The sequence below is a fragment of the Aggregatibacter actinomycetemcomitans genome, from assembly GCF_003130205.1.
In the GTDB taxonomy this organism is placed as follows: Bacteria; Pseudomonadota; Gammaproteobacteria; order Enterobacterales; family Pasteurellaceae; genus Aggregatibacter; species Aggregatibacter actinomycetemcomitans_A.
On sequence record NZ_NRDF01000007.1, the window covers coordinates 74,920 to 99,127 of the forward strand.

The following is a 24,208-nucleotide window of genomic DNA, read 5'->3' on the forward strand; positions in this document are numbered from 1 at the left end:
TGCGTTGTGGTTAGAAACACTGAAATGCAACTCCGCATGTTGAATTGCAATCAAATCCATCTGTGCGAAGGAATGTTTTTTTAATACGACTTTACAAGGCTTTCACACCGATATGAATCAGCTATTTAATCACTGAACTGCAAAGCATACTTAGTGTATTACAACCCAAAACGGTTTAAACCGAATTTAAAAAGATTGAGTTCTACACAATATAGGATAGGACTCAGTATTTATAGTTTACCAGCCTATCCAACTTTTGGGAGCAAGCCACTTTTAGTTCAAATTTTACTTATTTTAATTGCTTTTCAATGATACCGCCGCCCAGGCAAACTTCATCTAAATAAAATACCGCTGATTGTCCCGGGGTGACCGCAATTTGCGGTTCGTCAAATATGACTTTGATGGTTTCGTCGTTTATCGGCTCAATGGTACAAGGCACGTCGGTTTGGCGATAACGGGTTTTCACCGTGCAACGTAATGGCGCACGAATCGGCAGGCGATCAACCCAATGTAATTGCTGCGCGATTAAGCCCGTGGAAAGTAAAGCGGAATGGTCATGTCCCTGCGCCACAATCAGTTCATTATTAACAAGATCTTTTTCCACCACATACCAAGCGTCTTCACCGGCGCCTTTCACGCCGCCGATGCCTAAGCCCTTACGTTGCCCTAACGTGTGATACATCAAACCGTCGTGGCGGCCGATAATTTCGCCGTCCACCGTACGAATATTACCCGGTTGCGCCGGCAAATAACGCGCCAGGAAATCCTTAAATTTTCGCTCCCCGATAAAACAAATACCGGTAGAATCTTTTTTCTTCGCCGTCACCAAACCTAACTCTTCCGCAATTGCACGCACGATAGGCTTTTCAATATTGCCCACCGGAAACAGACTCTGTCCCACTTGGGTTTTGCTTAGGGTGTATAAGAAATAGCTTTGGTCTTTATTGTTGTCCAAGCCACGTAATAACTGCGCGTTGTCATCAGCACCGCGACGACGCACATAATGCCCGGTGGCAATATAATTGGCGCCTAAATCTTCCGCCGCGTATTCCAAAAAAGCTTTGAACTTAATTTCTTTATTACACAGAATATCCGGATTCGGCGTGCGCCCTGCTTTGTATTCGCTAAGGAAATGTTCAAACACATTGTCCCAATATTCCGCCGCAAAATTGATTTTATGTAGTTTAATACCGAGCTTGTCACACACTGCCTGCGCATCCGCCAAATCTGCCGCCGCCGTGCAGTAATCGGTGTCATCATCCTCCTCCCAATTTTTCATGAACAAGCCTTCCACTTGGTAGCCTTGCTGTTGCAGAATAAACGCAGACACGGAAGAATCCACCCCGCCGGACATCCCGCAAATGATTTTTTTCGTCGCATTTTCGGCAAGTTGTTGCGCCGTGAGTTTCGGGAAATGATTTTCGTAAGTTTGTGATTTCATAGTTTGATAATAAGAACTTGGCTAAAATAGGTACTCGGGCATTTGTAAGATTATATTCATGATTATTGCATCGTCTATCGGGCAGTCACCATTTTTCCATTGAGCCCTAATTATCTATATAATAGCAATCGTTTCAGGATCTTTATGCAACAGTTTTTATAATAAGTGTATCACGTATTGAACTAATTCTGCCTTTACTACTCCGTCGATACTTTTTCCACCGATCACTTTAATCTCAACATAAAGCATATTAATTTAGCTTATTTCACTTCATAAAACTGCGTTTGCACGTTATTGGTGAATTTTTGTTCATATTCTACTTTGGCTTGCTCATCTCCCGCGTCTAATTTAGATTGCAGCGTGTCGCACGGTTTGTCGCAGTCGCAGGCTTTAGCAATACCTAAGGAAGATAAGCCGCCGCAGCTACCTTTGAGAGCTTGGCGTTTCACGATGTAACCCAATGCCATGGCAAGAATAATAAGCAGGAAAATGCCTAAGGTGAGCAAAAATAGTTTCATAATTGATCCATAAATTAACTTATCTGAATTTTAACCGCACGTTACAGCTTTAAAGTGCGGTTGTATTTTTCGGTGTTTTTACTGTGCTAAAAATTGTTTGAATGTGGTAGACATTTCTGTGCGGTAGCCCTTGCTGTCTTTAATAATCATAAAAATCGGTAATTTTTCCTGTTCCGCCACGTCCAACGCTTTCTGTTCCCCTAACACAAATAACCCGGTGGAAAGCCCGTCAGCAGTCATGGAAGTCGGCGCTAACACCGTGATCGATGCCAATGCATGCTGAATCGGGTAACCGGTGTGCGGATCGATTTCATGGGAAAAACGCACGCCGTCTTGTTCAAAATAATTACGATAATCGCCTGATGTCGCCATCGCCATATTATTCAAACCGATGACTTGTTGTGCCACCTGCTTGCCATCCAGGGTTGGACGTTCGATAGCAATTTGCCACGCTTTTCCTTCGGCATTCTTCCCTTTGGCGCGAATTTCACCGCCGATTTCCACCATGTAATTTTGTACGCGAATGCTTTCCAGATAATCCGCCACTTGATCCACCCCAAAACCTTTGGCGATAGAAGAAAGATCCACATAAAGTTGCGGTACGGCTTTTGCCAGGAAAAACTTACCGCCCTCTTCAGTGAGTGACAACTTATCAATGCCCACCCATGCCTGACGTTCGGCAATTTGTGCTGATGTCGGCCGTTTATCCACCCGCTTTTCCGGACCGAACCCCCAAAGATTCACTACCGGCCCGACTGTAATATCCAAGGCACCCTGCGTCACCTGATTTAACCGAATGGCTTCTTTAACCACTTTGGCAAGATCCGCCGAGATTTCAATGGGCGTGTTAATTTGCGTATTTTGATTAAAACGGCTGAGCTCGGAATCTTTGATGTAAGTGGACATTTTCGCATTCACATCCTTCAAAATTAGTTCGATTTGTTCATGTGCCTGTTGCGACGCCGTTGAGACTTCGCCGTTGTTTGAATATTTGATGTGGTAGGTTGTCCCCATGGTTTTACCGGTGAGGGAAACAATTTCATTTTTTGCTGCCATGGCTTGTTGTGTGTCCGCTTGTTGTGACGGATTCGGTTTATCGCAGGCCATCAGTGCCAATGCCATGGCAGCAAGTGCGAATCCGCGAACGAGAGGTTGTTTTATGTTCATAATACTTTCCTGATATTAGATGGATCACACGCAAACCAACGGTTTAAATTGGTTTGCGTGTGATGAATCAATATGAAAAACGCTGTAAATTTCGACCGCACTTCATGCAAAGTGCGGTCATTTTTTACGGTGTTTTTAAACTGCAAGGCGTTAGCCGCCGAAATCATCTAACAAGATATTTTCATCTTCAACACCAAGGTCTTTCAACATTTTGATTACCGCAGCGTTCATCACCGGAGGTCCGCACATGTAGTATTCACAATCTTCCGGCGCTTCGTGATTTTTCAGATAGTTTTCATAAAGCACATTGTGAATAAAGCCGGTGTAGCCTGTCCAGTTGTCTTCCGGCAATGGATCGGATAATGCCACATGCCATTGGAAATTCGGATTTTCCGCTTGCAATGTATCAAAATCTTCTACATAGAACATTTCACGTTTAGAACGGGCACCGTACCAGAAGGACATTTTACGTTTAGAGTGTAAACGTTTTAATTGGTCGAAGATGTGTGAACGCATTGGTGCCATACCTGCACCACCACCGATAAAGACCATTTCAGCATCGGTTTCTTTCGCGAAGAATTCACCGAACGGACCGGAAATAATCACTTTATCACCCGGTTTTAAAGACCAAATATAAGAAGACATTTGTCCCGGAGGCGCATCAGGTTGACGTGGAGGAGGCATTGCAATACGCACATTCAGCATGATAATGCCTTTTTCTTCCGGATAGGATGCCATGGAATAAGCGCGGATAATATGCTTATCCACTTTTGATACATAGCGCCACAGATCATATTTATTCCAGTCTTCGTGATACTCTTGCGGAATATCGAAGTCTTTATAGTAAACCGTGTGTGGTTCTGCTTCAATTTGGATATAACCACCGGCACGGAACGGCACTTCTTCTCCTTCCGGAATCGCCAATTTAAGCTCTTTAATGAAAGTCGCTTTGTTATCATTGGAAATGACGGTGCACTCCCATTTTTTCACACCAAAGATCTCTTCCGGCAATTCAATATCCATATTACCTTTCACGTTCACTTGGCAAGAAAGACGATAGCCTTCTTTGGCTTCACGTTTGGTGATGTGGGAAAGCTCGGTCGGTAAAATTTCGCCGCCACCGCTTTTTACCCGTACTACACATTGACCGCAGGAACCACCGCCGCCACAAGCGGAAGATACGAAGATGCCCTTGCCGGCAAGTGCGCTGAGTAACTTACCGCCGGCCGGCAAAGTGATGGCTTTGCTCGGGTCATCATTAATCTTAATGGTAATGTCGCCGGAGTCCACCAATTTGGATTTCGCAAACAAGATGATTGCAACAAGCACTAAAACAATGGCTGTAAAGGCTGCAACACCAAGTAAAAGAATTGTAGTTTCGCTCATTTATGCACTCCTTATAGCTGAATACCGGAGAATGACATAAAGCCGAGCGCCATTAAGCCTGCGGAGATGAATGTAATCCCTAAACCGCGTAAACCTGCCGGTACATCAGAATATTTCATTTTCTCAGTTAAGCCCGCTAATGCAACAATCGCCAACATCCAACCTAATCCTGCACCGATACCATATACGGCAGATTCGGCGAAAGTATATTCACGCTGGATGGCAAAGGATACGCCACCGAAGATCGCACAGTTTACGGCGATAAGCGGTAAGAAGATCCCCAGTGCGTTATATAATGCCGGAAAGAATTTATCTAAAGTCATTTCAAGTAATTGAACCAGACCGGCGATAATCCCGATAAACGTGATGAAGTTTAAGAAGGATAAATCCACCCCTTCAACTAAAGCACTTTCTTTTAGGACATGCTCGTATACGAATTGGTTTGCAGGAACCGCAATGCCAAGCACAACAACGACAGCAATGCCCAAGCCAAACGCTGTTGACACCTTCTTAGATACAGCAAGGAAAGTGCACATTCCCAAAAAGAAGGAAAGTGCCATGTTTTCAATGAAGATCGCCTTCACAAATAGGCTAATATAATGTTCCACTGATTATTTCTCCTGTTGCTCAGGTTTCCACGTTCTTACGCCCCAGATCACGAAGCCAATGATAAAGAACGCACTCGGTGCAAGAAGGAATAAACCGTTCGGTTGATACCAACCACCATCCTGAATCGTTTGTAATATCGGGAAACCGAACAAACGACCTGAGCCGATTAACTCACGCAAAGTCGCCACAATTAAGAGAATAGCGCCGTAACCTAAACCGTTACCGATACCGTCAACAAAACTCTCTAATGGACGGGATTTCATAGCGAAAGCTTCTGCACGCCCCATGACGATACAGTTGGTGATAATCAAACCGACGAATACCGATAATTGTTTGGATAAACCGTAAGCAAAGGCTTTTAACACTTGGTCAACCAAAATTACCAACGACGCGATAATCGCCAATTGCACAATGATACGAATACTATTCGGAATATAGTTACGAATCATTGCAATGAACATGCTGGAAAAACCGGTTACCAAACATACCGCAATTGCCATGACTAACGCCGTTTGTAATTGGGTGGTCACCGCTAATGCGGAACAAATTCCTAAGATTTGTAGTGCAATCGGGTTGTTTTTCGCGATTGGATCAAGCAAAAGTGCTCTTAAATTGCTTTTTGCATCAGCCATTATCTTGCCCCCGCTTTAAATTTTGCTAAGAATGGACCAAAACCGTTTTGACTAAACCAATAATCAAATGAGCCTTGTACGCCGTTTGAAGTCAAGGTTGCACCGGATAACGCGTCAATGCCGTGTTCTTTGTCGGAAGAGGCGTTTTTGGCAATACGAATCGCCACATTTTGGTTATCATCAAACAGTTTTTTATCAACGAAAAATGCCTGCCAGCGCGGATTGGCAATTTCACCGCCAAGACCGGCGGTTTCACCTTGGTCATAATAGGTAATACCTTTAATGGTATTGGCATCCGGCGCGACGGAAACAAAACCATACATAGTGGACCATAAGCCGCGACCATACATCGGCAATACTACTTGGTTTACAGTACCTTGCTCATCTTTTACCAAATAAACCACGGCCTGTTTCGCCCGCACTTTCAAGCCTGCTTTATCTTGGCCGGCAGGAATCGGCTGACTAAGTGCGGTGTCTTTTATCGCCGCTTTCGGATCAAACTTTTCGGCTTCTTCTTTTGTTGCCTGAACGAAATCACCGCTTTGTAAATCCACCAAACGAGGCTCGATAAATTTGTTGTAAGTCTCTTTGATAACGGAAGCGTTATCTTCTTTCATTAAACCGGCAACAGTTAAAATATTGCGTTGAACGTCAAGGGCTTTTTGTTCATCCTGTTTTGATTTAAGGGCAACGGCGGCACCTGAAACCACAATAGAACAAACCAGACTCAATAACACAACAACGGTTACGGTGCCACTTACGCTATCTTTATTAAATTTAGCCATTTGTTCTTGCTCTCCGACGTTTGATATTTGCCTGAACCACGATGTAATCGAAAATCGGTGCAAATAAGTTTGCAAATAAAATCGCTAACATCATCCCTTCAGGATAAGCCGGGTTGATGGTACGAATTAACACCGCCATGACACCGATCAATGCACCATACCACCATTTACCGGTGTTAGTGAATGAGGCTGAAACAGGGTCCGTCGCCATAAACACCATACCTAATGCAAAACCACCTAATACAAGGTGCCAATACCAAGGCATTGAAAACATATGGTTAGTTTCTGAACCGATTAAATTAAACAATGTTGAAGTTGCAATCATACCGATCATCACACCCGCGATAATGCGCCATGCCGCAATACGGGTGAACACAATAATCGCACCACCAATTAAAATTGCTAAGGTTGACACTTCCCCCATTGAACCCGGAATATTACCAATGAAGGCATCCATCCAAGAAATTGATTGACCGGTTACAGTATGCTGCAATGCGTCTTGACCGCCTTGTGACCATTGTGAAAGTGCAGTCGCACCGGAGAAACCATCTGCCGCAGCCCATACTAAGTCACCGGAAATTTGTGCCGGATAAGCAAAGAATAAAAAAGCACGACCTGCCAATGCCGGATTCATAAAGTTACGACCGACACCACCAAAAATTTCTTTTGCCACCACGATACCAAAGCTGATACCAAGTGCAGCCTGCCATAATGGCAATGTTGGCGGAACAATTAAGGCAAACAGAATGGTTGAAACAAACATCCCTTCATTCACTTCATGACCGCGCACCACAGAGAATAATAATTCCCAAATCGTACAAACAGTGAAGACGACTAAATAAATTGGTAGGAAAAAAATTGCACCAAGTGCCATTTTACTACCCCAGCCTGCATTTAAAGTTAAATCTAACCCTAAACCATTTGCCAACGCATAATGCCAATTGCTTGAAATCAGCTGCTCTAAATTACCTAATTGATTTAACGCAGGAATTGCTTGGTTACCCACATTGTACATGCCATAAAAAATTGCAGGGAACAATGCAAGGAAAACAGTGATCATCATACGTTTTGAGTCTAACGCATCACGAACATGCGTGTTTTTGTGGGTTACCGTACCCGGTGTATAAAGCAAGGTATAAATCGATTCAAAGATCGGATAAAGCTTGCTGTATTTACCGCCCGGTAAAAACGCGGGTTCCATTTTTTCTAAAAGACTTTTCAAACCCATTTTTAACCTTCCTTCTCAATCTTATCTAACGCTTGACGCAAGATTGAACCATATTCATATTTGCCCGGGCAAACAAATGAACAAAGCGCTAAATCTTCTTCATCCAACTCCAAACAACCTAATGCTTGTGCACCATCAGTGTCGCCTGCAATCAAATCACGTAACAATAAAGTTGGTAAAATATCCAGCGGCATCACGCGCTCATAACTACCGATCGGCACCATTGCGCGTTCACCACCATTTTCGGCAGTTGTAAAGTTAAATAACTTTTTACTAAAATGACCCAATACGGTCCGGGTAATGGAATATTTATTTGGTTGAGGTGTAATCCAGCCAAACAACTCTTTTTCATTACCTTCTGCAATTACAGACACCTGCAAGGCATAACGACCTAAATAATCATGTGCACCTTTCGCGGTATTACCACAAAGTACAGAGCCTGAAATCACACGATTTTCACCCGCACTTATCTCATCTTTGGTTAATTGAGAAAGATTTGCACCGATCACGGTACGGACCAAACGTGGTTTTTTCACTTGCGGGCCGGCAAGAGAAATCACACGTTCAGTGTAAAGTTCACCGGTGGTGAATAATCTACCGATAGCAATTACATCTTGATAGTTGATATACCAAACGGTTTTCTGAATGCCGACAGGATCGATAAAGTGAATATGGGTACCGCTCAAACCGGCAGGGTGAGGGCCTGAAAATTCGTTCACAATCACATTACTTGCATGTGATCCTGGAATTTTATTGTCAGGCGCTTTACATAAATGAATGTTACCTTCATGTAAACGGCTTAACACCGTTAAACCATTTACAAAATCATTTTCCGCTTCGGCAATCACCACTGAAGGATCCGCCGCTAACGGATTCGTATCCATGGCATTGACGAAAATAGATGAAGGTATGCTATCTACTGCAGGCACTTTACTGAACGGACGGGTACGAAACGCTGTCCACAAACCCGATTCCTGTAAGTTTTTACGTACTTGCTCAGCGGTTAACGCGCTTAGCTCAGCCGCCGGGTATTTATCGAAAGAAAGCGCAGCATCGCCTTCAATTTTAATCACTACAGACTGTAACACGCGCTTCTCGCCGCGGTGAATCGCAGTGATCATGCCGCCGGCAGGTGCGGTAAAAACAACGCCCGGATTCTTTTTGTCTTCAAAAATCACCTGACCTTTTTTCACCACATCACCTTCGCGAACCTTCATAGAAGGGCGCATTCCCACATATTCTTCACCAAGCAAAGCAACTTCGCTGACCGCATTACCGTCACGGATTACCTGCTCCGGTTTTCCTGCAATAGGAAGATCCAAGCCTTTTTTAATCGTAATCATATTGTTTGCACTATTTTTGCCAGATTAAAATACAGCAATAACCGAAAGGTTATTACCTCGTCTTGAGTGATGGTTGTTGAAATGATTAAAGAAGAAAGCGACGAAATACCACATTACGCCCGAATAACCACTCTCCAACCGATAAAAATAAAACTCAAATTCTGTATTGATTTTACGGACTTCCGCGCCCATAAAAACGTTAAATTTTTGCTAAAATAAACGCTTTATTTTAACTAAATAATAACGTCCACGCCACTTTGAAAGCCGTCTGTTTGCGCATTTTTCGTGAAAATATGCACTTTTCTTGCACAAAATCAATTTTTGCATTTTTCGCGCATAATACCAAAGAGGTAGATTATTGCCCCACGCCGGTACAATTTGGTGATTTCGGGAATTGTTGCCCTAAGGCCTTCCACTCGGATAACGTATAAAGATGGAGCGCCAAGGCATGAATGCCTTGCTGCAAATCCTGTACTAAGAATTGGTAAATTTTGCGATGACGGGCGACTTTACCGATCCCCTCAAATACATCGCTCACTAACACCACTTTGAAATGCGAATCGGCACCCCGCCCCGAACTGTGCATATAACTTTCGTTTTCAACCGCAATAAAGTGCGGTCGAAATTCCTGCCGTAAGCGCTGTTCCAATTCTTGTTGTTTTGTCATAATCATCTGTCCTCAAAAAACAATAATTAAGCCCCCGGTACTATACTTTACGCCGTAAGTTTGTAAGAATAGCCTCGTTTTATTTAATATTATAGAGGATATTATGAAATTTAAGATGAAGTCTCTTACCCTGGGTGCGGTTTTACTTTCCGGCGTATTATTAACCGGCTGCCAAAGCGAACCGAACACACTCACCTTCACCCCGGCGCCACCGAAAGCCTCAATGAATGTCAACCAATCCGCCGTGGTTTATGTCACCACCCGCGATTTGCGTAACACCCCGGAAATCAGCAGTTATGTAAAAGACGGACAATTACTCAAATTATCCGCCTCACCGGAACTGACCCAATTGTTCCAACAAATTGAACAACAGGATTTGGTCAGCAAAGGCTTCCGTATCGGCATGGCGAACAATTCCAATGCTGCCGTCACCGTAGATATTCAGCAATTTTATGCCAAAGTGAATCAAGGCAATTTACGCTACGACATTGACAGCAAAATTCAGCTTGCCATTCATGTTCAAGGTCGCAGAGGTCAATTCACGAAAAATATAAATGCCGGGCGCACGCACTCCGGTGCATTTTTCGCGCGAAATTCGGAAATTCAAAAAGTGTTAGGCGAAACCTTTAATGAAGTGGTGGAATCAATTTATAAAGACCGGGAAGTTGCTAACGCCATTAATCAATACGCCAACTAAAAAACTTTTCTAAAATCCACCGCACTTTACGCTTAAAAGTGCGGTAGATTTTTCCGGTGTTTTTTAATTTGCCCCCACACAAAAGCGTAAAACCGGAAAAAAACAAAAGCCGCTAATTTCTTAGCGGCTTTCTCGAATTTGGCTCCTCCTGCTGGACTTGAACCAGCGACATATGGATTAACAGTCCACCGTTCTACCGACTGAACTAAGGAGGAATAGTGGTGCCTCGAGGCGGAATCGAACCACCGACACGGGGATTTTCAATCCCCTGCTCTACCGACTGAGCTATCGAGGCAACTCGTCAGTGGTGCGTATTAAACGTTTTTTTCTATTTCAAGTCAATATCTATTTTTGAAAATAGTGAAAATTATTAACTTAGTTGCGCATTTAACAAGCGAAACGTATATAAACGCTACATTTTCAACAAATTTATTGACTTCTCATATAAAATCATGCTCATTTAAAAAGACCTAAGGTGGGCATAATAAAATGGCGATCAATTAACGACGCACACGATAACTCTTCTGTGCTTTATCCACTTTAACCAGGTAATTTCTCGCCTGTGCAGACGGATGGTTGGTAGTTAAAATTCGATATATCTGTTCCGGATAAAGCCGGTTGATTTGCATTATCGCCACATCTTTATCATCATTGAACACACGCAACACCGCACCGGCACCGCTGTTATAGGCGGAGATCATCGCAAAGCGTTTCGAGGTCGGATTGGTAATGCCGTCCAAATATTTATTTTGCAGCAACCATAAATAAGAGGCGCCAGTATCAATATTTTTCTCCGGATCGAACAAGTAAGCCTTGCTTGGCTGACCGCTCATGCCTTTCATTTGGAACACATCACGCCCTGCGGTATGCGGCACTACCTGCATCAGTCCCATCGCGTTCGCATAACTGATGGCATACGGGTTGAAACTGGATTCCGTTTGCATAATACCGAGAATCAGGCTTTCATCCAGCCCGTAATGACGCGCCACTTTACGCACGATCGGCAGGTATTTTTGCGCCCGCACTTCAACGTGGTTGGCAATCATCGGAATCACCACGAACTGTACCTGATGGCCATTCGCCAAACGGCGGGTTTGCAATTTATTCCGAATTAAATAAGTAGCGAAATTGCCTGCAGTAAATTGATCTATAATTGACTCGCCTTGATTATCAATCACCTGCCCCACTAAAAACGGGCGGGAACTAATCGGCACATCGCCGGAAGTAAATAAATCAATACCGTTGGCATCGGAACCCATCAACAACGTATGCACAATGGCATTATGCAAACGGTTTAAATCCGCTTGCGTTTCAATGGTAATCAACCCTTCGTCGAAACTGACGTGGCTACGGGTGTAGTAACGATCCGTATATTTCACATAGTCTTTGCGGCTCGCCACCAATAACTCATTAACCCCCCAAATGCGGTCGATATTATTGGCGAATTGTCCGGTTAAAATATCCAATCCGCGCGTATCTTTCGCAAAGGCCTCATCATAATCCAATCCCTTTTTATATGACATACCGCCACCACACGCATACAAAAAAGGAATCAAGGCTAAAATCAAATATTTCTTCATCTTTATTCTTTCGCTTCCGGCGGTGTATAACCTTCAATATGCACATCTTTGCCTTCAAACAAAAAATTCACCATTTCCTGCTCCAGCAGTTTGCGGTGCTCCGCATTCATCATATTTAACTTTTTCTCATTCACCAGCATGGTTTGTTTTTTCATCCACTCGCCCCACGCCTGTTTACTAATAGAATCAAAAATGCGTTTGCCCAATTCGCCCGGATACAATTGAAAATCCAGCCCTTCGGCTTCCTGTTTTAAACGCTCACAAAACACCATTCTTGCCATAATGATTCCTTACATATTGAGTTAATAAATTCTTCACGGGCGCTGCCAACCCGATAGGTTCGGGATTTTGCGGATCATACCAATATTTAACCGCACTTAATAGGTCTGATTGATATTCCCCCGCCGTTTCCGCCACTTTTTGCCGGCAGGAACGATTATCTTCCTCCAATGCTTGCGGCGCGTCCACTTGTGCATAAATAGGATAAATATCCAGATGGAAATGGCTGAACGTATGGCGAAATGCCGTCCATTCCTGATATTGCCGAATTCCGTTTGCCGCTAAATATGCCAGCAATTCCTGCTTCTCGGCAAATTGCGGGAAACAGTACAACCCGCCCCATAAACCGGCATTTTCCCGTTGTTCCAACGCAATTTTGCCGTCTTTTTCCAACAGCAAAAAATAACTTTCCCGCTCCGGCAAAGCTTTCTTCGGTTTTTTGCCTGGATACGCCTGCCAGTTTTGTTCAGCGTTCGCTTTGCAATCGCTTTGCAGCGGGCAAAGTTCGCATTTCGGCTTGGAACGAGTACACACCATGGCGCCGATGTCCATCATCGCCTGATTAAAATCCGCCACCTGTTCCGTCGGCGTCACCTGCGCCGTTAAGTGCCACAAATAATCTTCCGTTTTCTTCTCACCCGCCCAGCCGCTAACCGCAAAATAACGGGACAACACCCGCTTCACATTGCCGTCCAAAATCGGATAAGGCGCGTTTAAACAGGAAGACAACACCGCTCCCGCCGTACTGCGCCCCACGCCGGGCAATGCCCAGACTTGTTCAAACTCCGTCGGAAATTCACCGCCGTATTGATCACGCATGATCTGCGCCGCTTTATGCAAATTACGCGCCCGCGCGTAATAGCCCAACCCAGTCCACAAATGCAGCACCTCGTCCAAAGGCGCATCGGCAAGTGCGGTCAAATTCGGGAACGTTTTTACAAAGCGTTCGAAATAAGGTATCACCGTCGTCACTTGAGTCTGCTGCAACATGACTTCCGACAACCAAACGCCGTATAAAGTTTTATTTTGTTGCCACGGCAAATTTTTCCGCCCGAATTTGGCGTACCACGTCAGTACGGCGCGGGCAAAAGGTGCGTTGGGAGATGATTGAGCCGGCATAAATCCTGATAATTCAATAAAAGTGCGGTTATTTTTAAACGTGTTTTTCACCCTGAGGGCGACATCAAACCGGCAGAGTTTAACACAAAGCGCAAACCTTCTTCACTAAAGATCAATAAATGCGTTTTTGTTTCATCGGCTAAATTGCTAATCATAAGGAAACCGCCTATAATCAGCCGCTAAAATTTTCCGCACACAACAATTTCAAAGAACGCATGTTAGAAACGCAATCACCGGATTCCATACAACCGACCTTTGCCGAGCAAAAACGCAAAACCGTTGAATCCGCCGAATTTACCGCCGATGGACGCTACAAACGTAAAGTCCGCAGCTTCGTGTTACGCACCGGACGTTTAAGCGATTACCAAAAAAACGCCATGAACCAAAACTGGGCGGCATTCGGTTTGGATTACCAGCCGCAGCCGTTTGATTTCCAAGCCATTTACGGCAACAACAGTCCCGTGATTTTAGAAATCGGCTTCGGCATGGGCAGCTCGTTGGTGGAAATGGCGGTGCAAAATCCCGATAAAAACTATTTGGGCATTGAAGTACACACCCCGGGCGTGGGCGCTTGTATCGCATACGCCGTGGAAAAGGGCGTGACCAATTTACGCGTCATTTGTCACGATGCCACCGAAATCCTGCGCGACAGCATTGCCGATCACAGCCTTGGCGGTTTACAACTGTTTTTCCCGGATCCCTGGCACAAAGCCAGACATCACAAACGCCGTATAGTGCAACCGCACTTTATCGACGGCTTACTGCACAAATTACACGAAGGCGCCTTTATTCACATGGCGACCGATTGGCAAGACTATGCCGAACACATGCTGGAGGTGCTAAGTCAATATCCGCAACTGCGTAATACCTCCGTCGCCAACGACTATATCCCGCGTCCCGATTTTCGCCCGCTGACCAAATTTGAACAACGCGGTCACCGCCTCGGGCATGGCGTGTGGGATTTGTATTTCGTCAAATCGTAATTTCCCCCAACCTCAACAGAAGGACATCATCATGGCTATTAAACGTAATCAAAGACAACGCAAAAAAATGCACCTCGCCGAATTCCAAGAATTAGGCTTTTTAGTACAGTGGCAATTCGCCGAAGGCACCGCCGTAGAACAAATCGACAGCACCGTTGATCGTTTCATCAGCGAAGTTATCCAGCCAAACGGCTTGGCATACGAAGGCAGCGGTTATTTACACTGGGAAGGTTTGGTTTGCCTGGAAAAAATCGGCAAATGCGACGCATCTCACCAAGAATTAGTGAAAAACTGGTTAACCCAAAACGGCTTACAACAAGTGGAAGTGAGCGAGTTGTTTGATATTTGGTGGGATTATCCTGCGAAAGGCTGATTTGCTTCATTAAAGTGCGGTGATTTTTTCAAGTGTTTTTACTAAACAAATTTAAAACACATTAAAAATTCACCGCACTTTTATTCACTCCTACGACCAATTTAAACTGATAATTATTTGCATTTCTGAAATTAGACTTTTAGAATAAAAATATTCATGCAATTTTAATATGTTGCAGAATAAACCATTGTATAAAGAACATTTAAAAGGAGTTTTCAAATGAAGATTAATCAATTCAAACTTGCAGCTCTTGCTACTACGTTAGCTTTCTCTACTGCCGCTTTCGCCGACATCACTGTATATAGTGGTCAGCATAAAGAAGGAGCAAAAGCTGTCGCCGATGCTTTTACCAAAGAAACCGGGATTAAAGTAACACTTAACAGTGCGAAAAGCGAACAACTTGCCGGTCAGTTAAAAGAAGAAGGCGATAAAACCCCTGCTGATGTCTTCTATTCGGAGCAAACTGCACCATTTGCTGCGTTATCCGAAGCGGGATTGTTAGAACCGCTTTCCGCCGAAACCATTAAACAAACGGAGTACAAAGGCGTGCCTGTAGCGCCAAAAAAAGACTGGATTGCGTTAAGTGGCCGCTCTCGCGTAGTGGTTTATGATAAAAATAAACTTTCTGAGAAAGACATGGAAAAATCTGTATTGGATTACGCCACGCCGAAATGGAAAGATAAAATCGGTTATGTGCCGACTTCCGGCGCGTTTTTGGAACAAGTTATCGCTATCACCAAATTAAAAGGTGAAAAAGCTGCGTTAGACTGGCTGAAGGGTTTAAAGGAAAACGGCAAACTTTATGCAAAAAACAGCGTAGCACTCCAAGCTGTAGAAAACGGCGAAGTTCCGGCAGCGCTAATTAATAATTATTATTGGTATGCTTTAGCAAAAGAAAAAGGCGAAGATAAACTAAACTCCCGTTTATATTTCATTCGCCATCAAGACCCGGGCGCATTAGTGACCTATTCCGGCGCCGCAGTGTTGAAAGGATCGAAAAATAAAGAAGAAGCGAAAAAATTTGTGGATTTCTTAGCCGGTAAAAAAGGTCAGGAAGCCTTTACTTCTGTGCGTGCAGAATACCCGCTACGTCCTGACGTACATTCTCCATTCAACATGGAACCTTACGCAAAATTAGAAGCTCCTGAGGTCAGCGCAACCACTGCACAAGATAGAGAAAATGCCAATAAATTGATTGAACAGGCAGGATTGAAATAACATATTCAAAGAACAACAAGAAAGGTACGCTTTCCTTAATGCGTGCCTTTCTTTTCTGCTAAACACACAATATAAAACAAAGGACTTTCCTTGAACCGCCGCCTCCCATTCTGGCTCACCATTTTGATCCTACTTATCAGCCTGCCGTTACTGTTGCCGTTTTTGTATGTTGTCGTACGGGCAATTGAGGTAGGTTGGGATCGTAGTATTGAACTGTTATGGCGTCCCCGCATGTGGGAATTATTAAGCAATACCCTGCTTCTGATGGTTTGCGTGACTTCCGGTGCCATCACCCTTGGCACTTTTTGTGCATTCTTGCTGGAGCGCTATCGTTTTTGGGGAAAATCCTTTTTTCAGGTGTCAATGACATTACCCTTGTGCATCCCTGCCTTTGTCAGTTGTTTTACTTGGATTAGCCTTACTTTCCGCGTTGAAGGCTTTTGGGGCACTATCGGTATTATGACCTTAAGCTCGTTTCCTCTTGCTTATTTACCTGTCGCTGCCACCTTAAAACGATTGGATCGTTCACTGGAAGAAGTCAGTCTATCCCTTGGCAAGAGCTTAAGCTACACCTTTTGGCACGCCATTTTCCCTCAGCTAAAACCGGCTATCGGCAGCAGTTTTTTACTCATTGCGTTACATATGCTGGTGGAATTCGGTGCGGTATCCATTCTCAATTATCAAACCTTCACTACGGCTATTTTTCAAGAATATGAAATGTCTTTTAACAACAGCACGGCGGCATTACTTTCAGCAGTATTGATGGTGATTTGTGCTTTTATTGTCTTTGGTGAAATTTTCTTTCGCGGGCAACAAACCCTTTATAACAGTGGCAAAGGTGTCATCCGTCCTTATCCTGTAAAAAACTTAAGCAGTGGCAAACAAGCGCTGATTATCGTCTTTTTCATGATGATCTTTATCCTCAGTATAGGCATACCTTTTACCATACTGATTTACTGGCTGATAGTGGGGCACTCTATTAAAAGTGCGGTCGATTTCCATGCTTTTTTTGAAGCCTTCAGTAACTCATTGGTCATTTCGGCTTTAGGTACAATACTGACCGTCGTCTGCGCTCTGCCTTTGGTGTGGAGTGCCGTGCGCTATCGTAGCCGCCTCACCATCTGGATTGATCGCCTGCCTTATTTGTTGCATGCCGTACCGGGCTTGGTTATCGCATTGGCATTAGTATATTTCACTATTAACTACGCCTATTCCTTCTACCAAACCTTTCTCATGGTGGTCATCGCCTATTTAATGCTCTATTTGCCTATGGCACAAACCACCTTGCGTAGCTCTTTGGAACAAATCTCCGATAAGATGGAAAAAGTGGGACAAAGTCTCGGCAGAAGTCATTTTTATATTTTCCGTACACTCACCTTTCCCGCAATTTTACCGGGCATCGCCGCAGCCTTTGCATTGGTGTTTCTAAATCTGATGAAAGAACTTACTGCCACTTTATTGCTCACCCCAAATGACATCAAAACCCTTTCCATTGCTGTCTGGGAATACACCAGTGATGCCCAATATGCCGCCGCTACGCCTTATGCCGTAATGCTTGTACTCTTTTCCGGTATTCCGGTGTTTTTGTTGAAGAAATATGCGTTTAAATAGGGACGACTCACACTTATGCAAATGAACTTACCATTGCTTCAAATCGACCATCTCAATAAATATTTCGGGCAAACCCATGTTTTGCACGATATTTCGTTGCAACTTAACAGTGGGGAAATCTTGTTTTTATTAGGTCCCTCCGGCTGTGGCAAAACCACATTATTACGCGCTATTGCCGGCTTTGAACAGCCTGATAACGGCGAAATTCGCCTAAAAGAGCGGTTGATTTTCGGTGCAAATTGTAATGTGCCGACCCAACAGCGCCATTTAGGTTATGTCGTGCAGGAAGGCGTACTATTTCCTCATTTGAACGTATATCGCAATATTGCTTATGGCTTGGGTAGCGGCAAAGGTAACAGCCCGAAAGAACGCGCACGGATTGAACAGGTAATGTTGCTTACCGGCATTGTTGAACTTGCCGAACGTTTTCCCCACCAGCTTTCCGGTGGGCAACAACAACGCGTAGCGCTCGCTCGGGCCATCGCCCCCAATCCTGAATTAATTTTGCTGGATGAACCCTTTAGTGCCCTGGATGAACACTTGCGCCAGAAAATTCGTCACGATATGCTGCAAGCCCTGCGCCAAAGCAGCACCTCGGCGATTTTCGTCACCCATGATCGCGATGAGGCTCTACGTTATGCCGATAAAATCGCGGTGATCCAAGACGGGCGAATTCTCCAAATCGCTGATCCGCGCACCCTTTACCACGCTCCGCAACACCTCGCTGCCGCTACCTTCATCGGCGATGCCATCACATTACCCGCAACCTTAAATAACGCTTCAAATGCACATTGCCAACTAGGTGATATTCCCATTATCGACAAAAGTGACGGACGCGCCACCGGTACACTACTCCTGCGCCCGGAACAATTCAGCCTGCTAAAAACACCGAAAAAACCCACCGCACTTTTTAACGCGATTGTTAAACAGATAGAGTTTAGAGGCAAAACAACCATTGCTCAGATTAAGGTAAATGGAGTGGAAGTGAATTTAGAAGAACGTTACAGAGAGGAACTACGTGTTGGTGAAGAAGTTGAGATTTATTTATATGGCGAAGGGTTATTTTATGGATAATCGGCGGATTCCCGACTTACTTGAATCCGGATTGTTATTGAGATGCTTTTTATCCACATAATAGGAATCCAAAATCCCTTTTAACTTACACCCATCATCACAGCGCTTCACCATCTCAAACAGATCAGCGGCTTCTGCGTATTCATATTTTAAATACTGCAACCATTGCTTAATGCGCGCCACATGGTAAAACCCGCTGTCATGGCAGTTTTCCAGTGCGGCATATTTACGCAGAATCGGCATGATTTCAGCCCAACTTAAGGGCGCGGCATGATGTTTCAGCACCCGACTTAAATTCGGTGTGTTTAACGCGCCACGCCCCACCATCAGATCCCCGCAGCCGGTGACGTCGCGACATTGTTGTCCGTCCGCCCAGCACCAAATTTCGCCATTGGCGATAACGGGAATCTTCAATTTTTGACGGATTTCGCCGATTTTTTGCCAATTGATGCGATCGACGCGGTAGCCGTCGGTTTTGGTGCGCCCGTGAATGGCGATTTCTGTGGCGCCGCCTTGTTGCACCGCGTCGGCAATGTCGTAAGCGAATTCCGTAGAATCCCAACCTAAGCGCACTTTCACGCTAACGGCGTGATGTGGCGGAACCGCCTGGCGAATGGCTTTGGTGGCTTGATAGATGAGTTCGGGTTGTTTTAATAAAGAAGCGCCGCCATTGCTGCCATTCACGGTTTTCGACGGGCAGCCGCAGTTTAAATCGACACCGTGGGAACCTAATTGAATGGCAAGTTCGGCATTTTCCGCCAGCCATTGGGGGTGTTGTCCGAGCAGTTGCACGCGTACCGGCGTGCCGCTTGGGGTAAAGCCCCGTTGGTATAATTCGGGGCAAAGGCGATAAAACACTTTCGGCGGAAGCCGTTGATCCACCACGCGTACGAATTCGGAAATGCACAAATCGTAATCGTTCACTTCCGTTAATAATTGGCGTACGAGGGGATCAAGCACACCCTGCATAGGGGCTAAAATGACGCGCAAAGGTTATTTCCAACCTTTGGCTTTGCAGATCAAATCGTATGCCGCTTGAATTTGTTGCGCTTTTTCTTTCGCCATTTCCATCATTTCCGGCGGCAACCCTTTTGCCACCAGTTTGTCCGGGTGATGTTCGTTCATTAAACGGCGATACGCCCGTTTCACCGTATTTTGATCGTCATTGGCGCTCACGCCCAACACTTTGTAAGCGTCGTCTAACGTCGGGCCGGAAGACTGACTATAAGAATTTTGTTGGTAATCGTTGTATTGATAACCACTTTGTTGGTAGGAACCTTGCTGATAGCCGCCTTGTTGATAATAACCGCCGCGGCTGAATTGACGCGCCGCCATTTCCATCGCCAGCATTTGTTCAAACTGAAAACGCGACAAGCCCAGTTCTTCCGCCACCACGAACAACAGTTCTTTTTCATTTTCATGCAAATGATCATCGGCAAATGCCGCCTGAACCTGCACATGCAGGAACATGCGCAACAAATCGGCGCGCTGTCCGCAGCCGATACGAAATTCGCGAATCACCTGACGAATAGGGAAATCCGCCTGTTTACCACGATTAAACGCGTCTTGTGCCAAACGGCGACCGGCATCGTCCAGCTGCAATTGATTCATCAAATGATTGGCAAGCTGAATGTCGTTTTCCGTCACGCGCCCCTTGGCTTTGCTAATATGCCCGAGCACCGCAAAGGTGGTTTGCATGAACAGCAGTTGGCGGGTGGTTTTATTTTTGAAGAAAGAAGAATTTACCGTGCCCAGTTCATACAGTTTTTTGTCGGCGAGATGTCCGAGGAAAATCCCTGTTAACATGCCGAAAAAACCGCCCAATCGAAAACCGATCAGGGCACCTAAAAATTTTCCGATAAAATTCATTGTTGCTCCGTTGGGTTAAAAAGTGCGGTGGATTTTCAGCGTAAATTTAAAAACGCCGCCAAAAACGACCGCACTTTCGCGTTATTTTATGCCGTATTGTGCGCGGTAGGCACGCATTGCCGGCAAATATTGTTGATATTCCGGTTGGATTTCAATAAACGCCATCAAATCGGCAAAATCAATAATGGATAACACGTTGCATTGGTAGTCGCGCTCCACTTCCTGAATGGCGGATAACTCGCCGTTGCCGCGTTCCTGACGATTTAACGCAATCAGCACGGCGCTTAATTGTGCGCCATTTGCCTGAATAATTTGCATGGATTCGCGAATTGCCGTGCCGGCGGTAATCACGTCGTCCACCAACAACACCTTGCCTTGTAGCGGGCTGCCGATTAAATTGCCGCCTTCGCCGTGATCTTTGGCTTCTTTGCGGTTAAAACACACCGGTTTATTGAGGTTAAAACGGTTAAATAAGGCAATCGACACCGTGGTGGCGATGGGAATGCCTTTGTATGCCGGACCGAAAATCACATCATATTGCAAACCGCTGGCTTGCAGGGCGGCGGCATAAAATTCGCCCAAGCGGGCAAGATCCGCGCCTTGATTAAACAACCCGGCGTTAAAGAAATAAGGGCTGACACGTCCGGATTTCAAGGTGAACTCGCCGAATTTTAACACCTGACGTGCCAACGCGAATTCAATAAACTGTTGTTTGTAATTTTCCATTTTGCGTCCTTATTCCGCCAATGCGGCGCGTTGGGTTTGGAAAATCTTATCGCAGCCTTGTTTGGCAAGATCGAGCAAAGTTAAGAGTTCTTCGTGGCTGAAAGGTTCGCCTTCTGCCGTGCCCTGCACTTCAATCATGCGACCGTCTTCCATCATCACTACGTTCATGTCCGTTTCGGCGGCGGAATCTTCCACATATTCCAAATCGCACACCGCCTCGCCGTCCACAATGCCCACGGAAATGGCGGCAACCAAACCTTTCAGCGGATTTTTCGCCAATGTGCCGTTTGCCACCAAACCGTTCAGCGCGTCACATAACGCCACGCAAGCGCCGGTAATGGATGCCGTGCGCGTGCCGCCATCTGCCTGGAGCACATCACAATCCAACGTAATACAACGCTCGCCGAGGGCTTCCAAGTCCACCATAGCGCGTAAAGAACGGGCGATTAAACGCTGAATTTCCAAGGTGCGCCCGCCTTGTTTGCCTTTCGCCGCTTCACGTTGCATACGGCTGTGGGTGGAACGCGGCAACATGCCGTATTCCGCCGTCACCCAACCTTGTCCCTGTCCTTTTAGAAAGCGCGGTACGCTCTCTTCCACGGTAGCGGTACACAACACTTTAGTATCGCCAAATTCCACCAACACGGAACCTTCCGCGTGTTTGGTGTAATGACGGGTGATATGAATCGGGCGGGGTTGGTTATTGGCACGTTGATTCGGGCGCATGAAAAATTCCTCGTTAAGCAATAAAAAATCGCGCCATTTTAGCACGCAAACTGACAGAAACGAAATTTGGCAGTACAATAGAGCGCAATTTTACGGGATAAAAATGAAGGAATTATTATGATTTATAGCATGACGGCATTTGCCGCGTTAGAGATAAAAAAAGACTGGGGCAATGCGGTGTGGGAAATTCGCTCGGTGAATCAACGTTATCTGGAAACCTTTTTCCGCCTGCCGGAACAATTCCGCAGCTTAGAAAACACCCTGCGTGAAAGCCTGCGTCAAAAGCTCACCCGTGGCAAAATCGAATGTACATTGCGCATTGATAACAAAAAACAAACCGCCGCCGAATTACATATTAATCAAGAATTTGCAAATCAAGTGCTGCAATCGCTGCAATGGTTGAAACAACAAGCGGGCGAGGGCGAGTTTAATTTAACCGATGTGCTGCGTTACCCGGGCGTGGTGGAAGTACCGGAGCAGGACGTAGATTTAATCAGTCAGGATTTATTGGCGGCGTTTGAACAGGTAGTCGGCGAATTTATCGCCATGCGTCAGCGCGAAGGGGAAAAAATCCATACCTTACTGGAACAGCGCCTTGACGCTATCAACGCCGAGCAGCAAAAAGTGCGGTCAAAAATGCCGGAGATTTTACAATGGCAGCGCGAGCGTATGCTGCAACGCTTTGAAGAAATTCAACTGCAACCCGATCCGCAACGTTTGGAGCAGGAGCTGATTATGCTGGCACAACGCATTGATGTGGCGGAAGAGCTGGATCGGTTACAGTTACACGTGAAAGAAACCCAAAATATTTTGCGCAAAGGCGGCGCGGTGGGGCGCAAGCTGGATTTCATGATGCAGGAACTGAACCGCGAATCCAACACGCTGGCGTCCAAATCCATTAATGTGGAAGTCACCAATTCCGCCATTGAACTTAAAGTGTTAATTGAACAAATGCGCGAACAAATTCAAAATCTTGAGTAATTTATTGATATTTTTAAGGAAAGTACGATGGCATATACACTTTTAACGGCACAACAGGACGACATCATCTGCCCGCTCGAACATTACACCCTCATTGAAATGAGGGGTGTGGATGCAGAAAAATATTTGCAGGGACAACTTACCTGCGATGTGACAAAACTGGCGGTAGGCGAATCCACCCTCGCTGCCCATTGCGATCCGAAAGGCAAAATGAGCGCGCTGTTCCGCCTGATTCGGCAAGACGAACAAACGTTTTATATGTTGCTGAAAAGCGAATTATTGCCGTCGGCATTGGATCAACTGAAAAAATATGCGGTGTTTTCCAAAGTCACTTTCACTCCGTTAGATTGGCAGATTATCGGCGTGGCAGGTGCGAAGGGCATCGAAAAGTGCGGTCGGATTTCCGCGCAAATTCGCGTCGAAGTGAACGACCGACAACCGCGTGTCATTTTGTTAAATCCGACCCGCTTATCCATCGAACCGACCGCCGAAACGAAAGCGTGGGATTTGTTGGATATACAGGACGGCGTACCCGGTTTGGCGGCGGCAACCCAACTACAATTCATTCCGCAGGCGTTAAATCTGCAAAGCATTGAACAGGCGATTTCCTTCCACAAAGGCTGTTACATCGGGCAGGAAACGGTGGCGCGCGCCAAATATCGCGGCGCCAACAAACGCGCCTTGTTTATCTTTGCGGCGCAAACGGAAAGCCTGCCGGACATCGGTTCCCCGTTGGAAATGGCGCTCGGCGACAACTGGCGCAGCACCGGCACCATCACAAGTGCGGTCAATTTTCACGGCGTTTTATGGTTGCAGGCGGTACTCAATACGCCGTTGGAAGACGGTCAGGCATTCCGTTTGCCGGGTAGCCAAATGCCACTGGCATTACAACCTTTACCTTACGCTAAATGAAAGTCGGATTGGTATTAGAAGGCGGCGCCATGCGCGGTATGTTCACCACGGGCAACATCGTCAACAAAGACTGCGCCTTTTATCAACCGCCTTTTGAATTGGATATATTCGATCAGGACGAATTCGCCCGCGCCGGCATCGACTTTAGTTGCTTTAGGGATGTTGGTATTTATCGTCGGCGGGGCGCTTCGGACAAATCGTTATCGGTTTCCCATCACAAAAAATCCACTGGAAACCGACCGCACTTTATGGTATAAAGCACGCCGTTATTTTGTTGTTTAAAA

26 protein-coding genes, 2 tRNA genes and 1 pseudogene are annotated in these 24,208 nt (G+C 45.5%); 10 read left to right on the plus strand and 19 right to left on the minus strand.

Translation table 11 applies throughout. The features are described from left to right. Positions 1–132: 132 nt before the first annotated feature. Positions 133–312: a hypothetical protein gene (locus DK423_RS11660; protein WP_411674863.1), complete on the plus strand. Its 180-nt coding sequence runs from the start codon at positions 133–135 to the stop codon at positions 310–312. Here DK423_RS11660 and mnmA read toward each other — a convergent pair. The 10 genes from mnmA to DK423_RS06820 form a co-directional block, all read right to left on the minus strand. Continuing rightward, positions 290–1,441 carry a tRNA 2-thiouridine(34) synthase MnmA gene (gene mnmA, locus DK423_RS06775; protein ID WP_005559403.1) on the minus strand — a complete coding sequence of 384 codons (1,152 nt, stop codon included), beginning with the start codon at positions 1,439–1,441 and terminating at the stop codon, positions 290–292. The two genes, DK423_RS11660 and mnmA, sit on opposite strands and share 23 nt — an antisense overlap. Before the next feature lie 260 nt (positions 1,442–1,701). Beyond that, entirely contained in the window at positions 1,702–1,959 is a 258-nt protein-coding gene (gene nqrM, locus DK423_RS06780) for a (Na+)-NQR maturation NqrM (RefSeq protein ID WP_005542966.1), read from the minus strand. Positions 1,960–2,037: 78 nt separating this feature from the next. Further along, complete coding sequence (locus DK423_RS06785; RefSeq protein ID WP_005546180.1) at positions 2,038–3,126, minus strand: FAD:protein FMN transferase; 1,089 nt, start codon at positions 3,124–3,126, stop codon at positions 2,038–2,040. 150 nt (positions 3,127–3,276) lie between these two features. Continuing rightward, entirely contained in the window at positions 3,277–4,512 is a 1,236-nt protein-coding gene (nqrF, locus tag DK423_RS06790; RefSeq protein WP_061886950.1) for an NADH:ubiquinone reductase (Na(+)-transporting) subunit F, read from the minus strand. Positions 4,513–4,523: 11 nt separating this feature from the next. Further along, positions 4,524–5,120, minus strand: a complete 597-nt coding sequence (gene nqrE / locus DK423_RS06795; RefSeq protein ID WP_005542957.1) for an NADH:ubiquinone reductase (Na(+)-transporting) subunit E — start codon at positions 5,118–5,120, stop codon at positions 4,524–4,526. A gap of 3 nt (positions 5,121–5,123) precedes the next feature. Further along, positions 5,124–5,753: an NADH:ubiquinone reductase (Na(+)-transporting) subunit D gene (locus tag DK423_RS06800; protein WP_005542950.1), complete on the minus strand. Its 630-nt coding sequence runs from the start codon at positions 5,751–5,753 to the stop codon at positions 5,124–5,126. Beyond that, the gene (locus tag DK423_RS06805; protein ID WP_005559399.1) at positions 5,753–6,538 is read right to left on the minus strand and encodes a Na(+)-translocating NADH-quinone reductase subunit C; all 786 of its coding nucleotides are present in this window, start codon (positions 6,536–6,538) and stop codon (positions 5,753–5,755) included. Before DK423_RS06805 ends, DK423_RS06800 begins: the two co-directional genes overlap by 1 nt. After that, the gene (locus DK423_RS06810; protein ID WP_005546185.1) at positions 6,531–7,766 is read right to left on the minus strand and encodes an NADH:ubiquinone reductase (Na(+)-transporting) subunit B; all 1,236 of its coding nucleotides are present in this window, start codon (positions 7,764–7,766) and stop codon (positions 6,531–6,533) included. The genes DK423_RS06805 and DK423_RS06810 overlap by 8 nt, the downstream gene beginning before the upstream one ends. Positions 7,767–7,768: 2 nt before the next feature. Then, positions 7,769–9,109, minus strand: coding sequence for a Na(+)-translocating NADH-quinone reductase subunit A (locus tag DK423_RS06815; protein ID WP_005546187.1), 1,341 nt, complete (start codon positions 9,107–9,109; stop codon positions 7,769–7,771). 355 nt (positions 9,110–9,464) lie between these two features. Continuing rightward, on the minus strand, positions 9,465–9,776 hold the full coding sequence (locus DK423_RS06820) for a BolA family protein (protein WP_005546193.1): 312 nt from the start codon (positions 9,774–9,776) through the stop codon (positions 9,465–9,467). Positions 9,777–9,879: 103 nt separating this feature from the next. Here DK423_RS06820 and DK423_RS06825 point away from each other — a divergent pair, with 103 nt between their 5' ends. Beyond that, positions 9,880–10,473, plus strand: coding sequence for a YajG family lipoprotein (locus DK423_RS06825; RefSeq protein ID WP_005559397.1), 594 nt, complete (start codon positions 9,880–9,882; stop codon positions 10,471–10,473). Positions 10,474–10,612: 139 nt separating this feature from the next. On the opposite strand, the gene DK423_RS06830 is transcribed toward DK423_RS06825, so the two are convergent. The 5 genes from DK423_RS06830 to mutY all read right to left on the minus strand — a co-directional run bounded on the left by DK423_RS06830 (position 10,613) and on the right by mutY (position 13,451). Then, positions 10,613–10,688: transfer RNA gene (locus DK423_RS06830), tRNA-Asn, on the minus strand. A gap of 4 nt (positions 10,689–10,692) precedes the next feature. Beyond that, positions 10,693–10,768 (minus strand) — tRNA-Phe (locus DK423_RS06835). A gap of 205 nt (positions 10,769–10,973) precedes the next feature. Then, on the minus strand, positions 10,974–12,053 hold the full coding sequence (gene mltC / locus DK423_RS06840; protein ID WP_005546197.1) for a membrane-bound lytic murein transglycosylase MltC: 1,080 nt from the start codon (positions 12,051–12,053) through the stop codon (positions 10,974–10,976). 2 nt (positions 12,054–12,055) lie between these two features. Further along, positions 12,056–12,334: an oxidative damage protection protein gene (locus DK423_RS06845; RefSeq protein ID WP_005542927.1), complete on the minus strand. Its 279-nt coding sequence runs from the start codon at positions 12,332–12,334 to the stop codon at positions 12,056–12,058. Beyond that, positions 12,312–13,451 (minus strand): A/G-specific adenine glycosylase, encoded by a 1,140-nt coding sequence (gene mutY / locus DK423_RS06850; protein WP_061886948.1) that lies wholly within the window; start codon positions 13,449–13,451, stop codon positions 12,312–12,314. Before mutY ends, DK423_RS06845 begins: the two co-directional genes overlap by 23 nt. A gap of 215 nt (positions 13,452–13,666) precedes the next feature. Here mutY and trmB point away from each other — a divergent pair, with 215 nt between their 5' ends. From trmB to DK423_RS06875, 5 genes are all read left to right on the plus strand, one after another. Further along, a complete protein-coding gene (trmB, locus tag DK423_RS06855) occupies positions 13,667–14,434 on the plus strand; it encodes a tRNA (guanosine(46)-N7)-methyltransferase TrmB (RefSeq protein WP_005559390.1) in 768 nt (255 codons plus the stop codon). 31 nt (positions 14,435–14,465) lie between these two features. After that, a complete protein-coding gene (locus DK423_RS06860) occupies positions 14,466–14,807 on the plus strand; it encodes a YggL family protein (RefSeq protein ID WP_005559388.1) in 342 nt (113 codons plus the stop codon). A gap of 219 nt (positions 14,808–15,026) precedes the next feature. Next, positions 15,027–16,025 carry an iron ABC transporter substrate-binding protein gene (locus DK423_RS06865; protein WP_005559386.1) on the plus strand — a complete coding sequence of 333 codons (999 nt, stop codon included), beginning with the start codon at positions 15,027–15,029 and terminating at the stop codon, positions 16,023–16,025. Positions 16,026–16,115: 90 nt separating this feature from the next. Further along, positions 16,116–17,636, plus strand: coding sequence for an ABC transporter permease (locus tag DK423_RS06870; protein ID WP_061886104.1), 1,521 nt, complete (start codon positions 16,116–16,118; stop codon positions 17,634–17,636). A 15-nt stretch (positions 17,637–17,651) separates the two neighbouring features. Next, complete coding sequence (locus DK423_RS06875; protein ID WP_005559382.1) at positions 17,652–18,710, plus strand: ABC transporter ATP-binding protein; 1,059 nt, start codon at positions 17,652–17,654, stop codon at positions 18,708–18,710. On the opposite strand, the gene dusC is transcribed toward DK423_RS06875, so the two are convergent. The 4 genes from dusC to rph all read right to left on the minus strand — a co-directional run bounded on the left by dusC (position 18,696) and on the right by rph (position 22,031). Beyond that, the gene (dusC, locus tag DK423_RS06880) at positions 18,696–19,700 is read right to left on the minus strand and encodes a tRNA dihydrouridine(16) synthase DusC (protein ID WP_061886569.1); all 1,005 of its coding nucleotides are present in this window, start codon (positions 19,698–19,700) and stop codon (positions 18,696–18,698) included. The genes DK423_RS06875 and dusC overlap by 15 nt on opposite strands. A 3-nt stretch (positions 19,701–19,703) precedes the next feature. After that, a complete protein-coding gene (gene djlA, locus DK423_RS06885) occupies positions 19,704–20,579 on the minus strand; it encodes a co-chaperone DjlA (RefSeq protein WP_061886102.1) in 876 nt (291 codons plus the stop codon). An 81-nt stretch (positions 20,580–20,660) separates the two neighbouring features. Next, positions 20,661–21,305, minus strand: coding sequence for an orotate phosphoribosyltransferase (pyrE, locus tag DK423_RS06890; RefSeq protein ID WP_005559376.1), 645 nt, complete (start codon positions 21,303–21,305; stop codon positions 20,661–20,663). Positions 21,306–21,314: 9 nt separating this feature from the next. Further along, a complete protein-coding gene (gene rph / locus DK423_RS06895; RefSeq protein ID WP_005559374.1) occupies positions 21,315–22,031 on the minus strand; it encodes a ribonuclease PH in 717 nt (238 codons plus the stop codon). 117 nt (positions 22,032–22,148) lie between these two features. Between rph and DK423_RS06900 the strand changes: the two genes are divergently transcribed. From DK423_RS06900 to DK423_RS11365, 3 genes and pseudogenes are all read left to right on the plus strand, one after another. Further along, positions 22,149–23,012 (plus strand): YicC/YloC family endoribonuclease, encoded by an 864-nt coding sequence (locus DK423_RS06900; RefSeq protein ID WP_005559369.1) that lies wholly within the window; start codon positions 22,149–22,151, stop codon positions 23,010–23,012. Positions 23,013–23,039: 27 nt separating this feature from the next. Next, positions 23,040–23,924 (plus strand): CAF17-like 4Fe-4S cluster assembly/insertion protein YgfZ, encoded by an 885-nt coding sequence (ygfZ, locus tag DK423_RS06905; protein WP_005559367.1) that lies wholly within the window; start codon positions 23,040–23,042, stop codon positions 23,922–23,924. Further along, positions 23,921–24,070: pseudogene (locus DK423_RS11365) on the plus strand (RssA protein); the annotation flags it as partial. The gene ygfZ and the pseudogene DK423_RS11365, both read left to right, overlap by 4 nt. Positions 24,071–24,208: the final 138 nt, after the last annotated feature.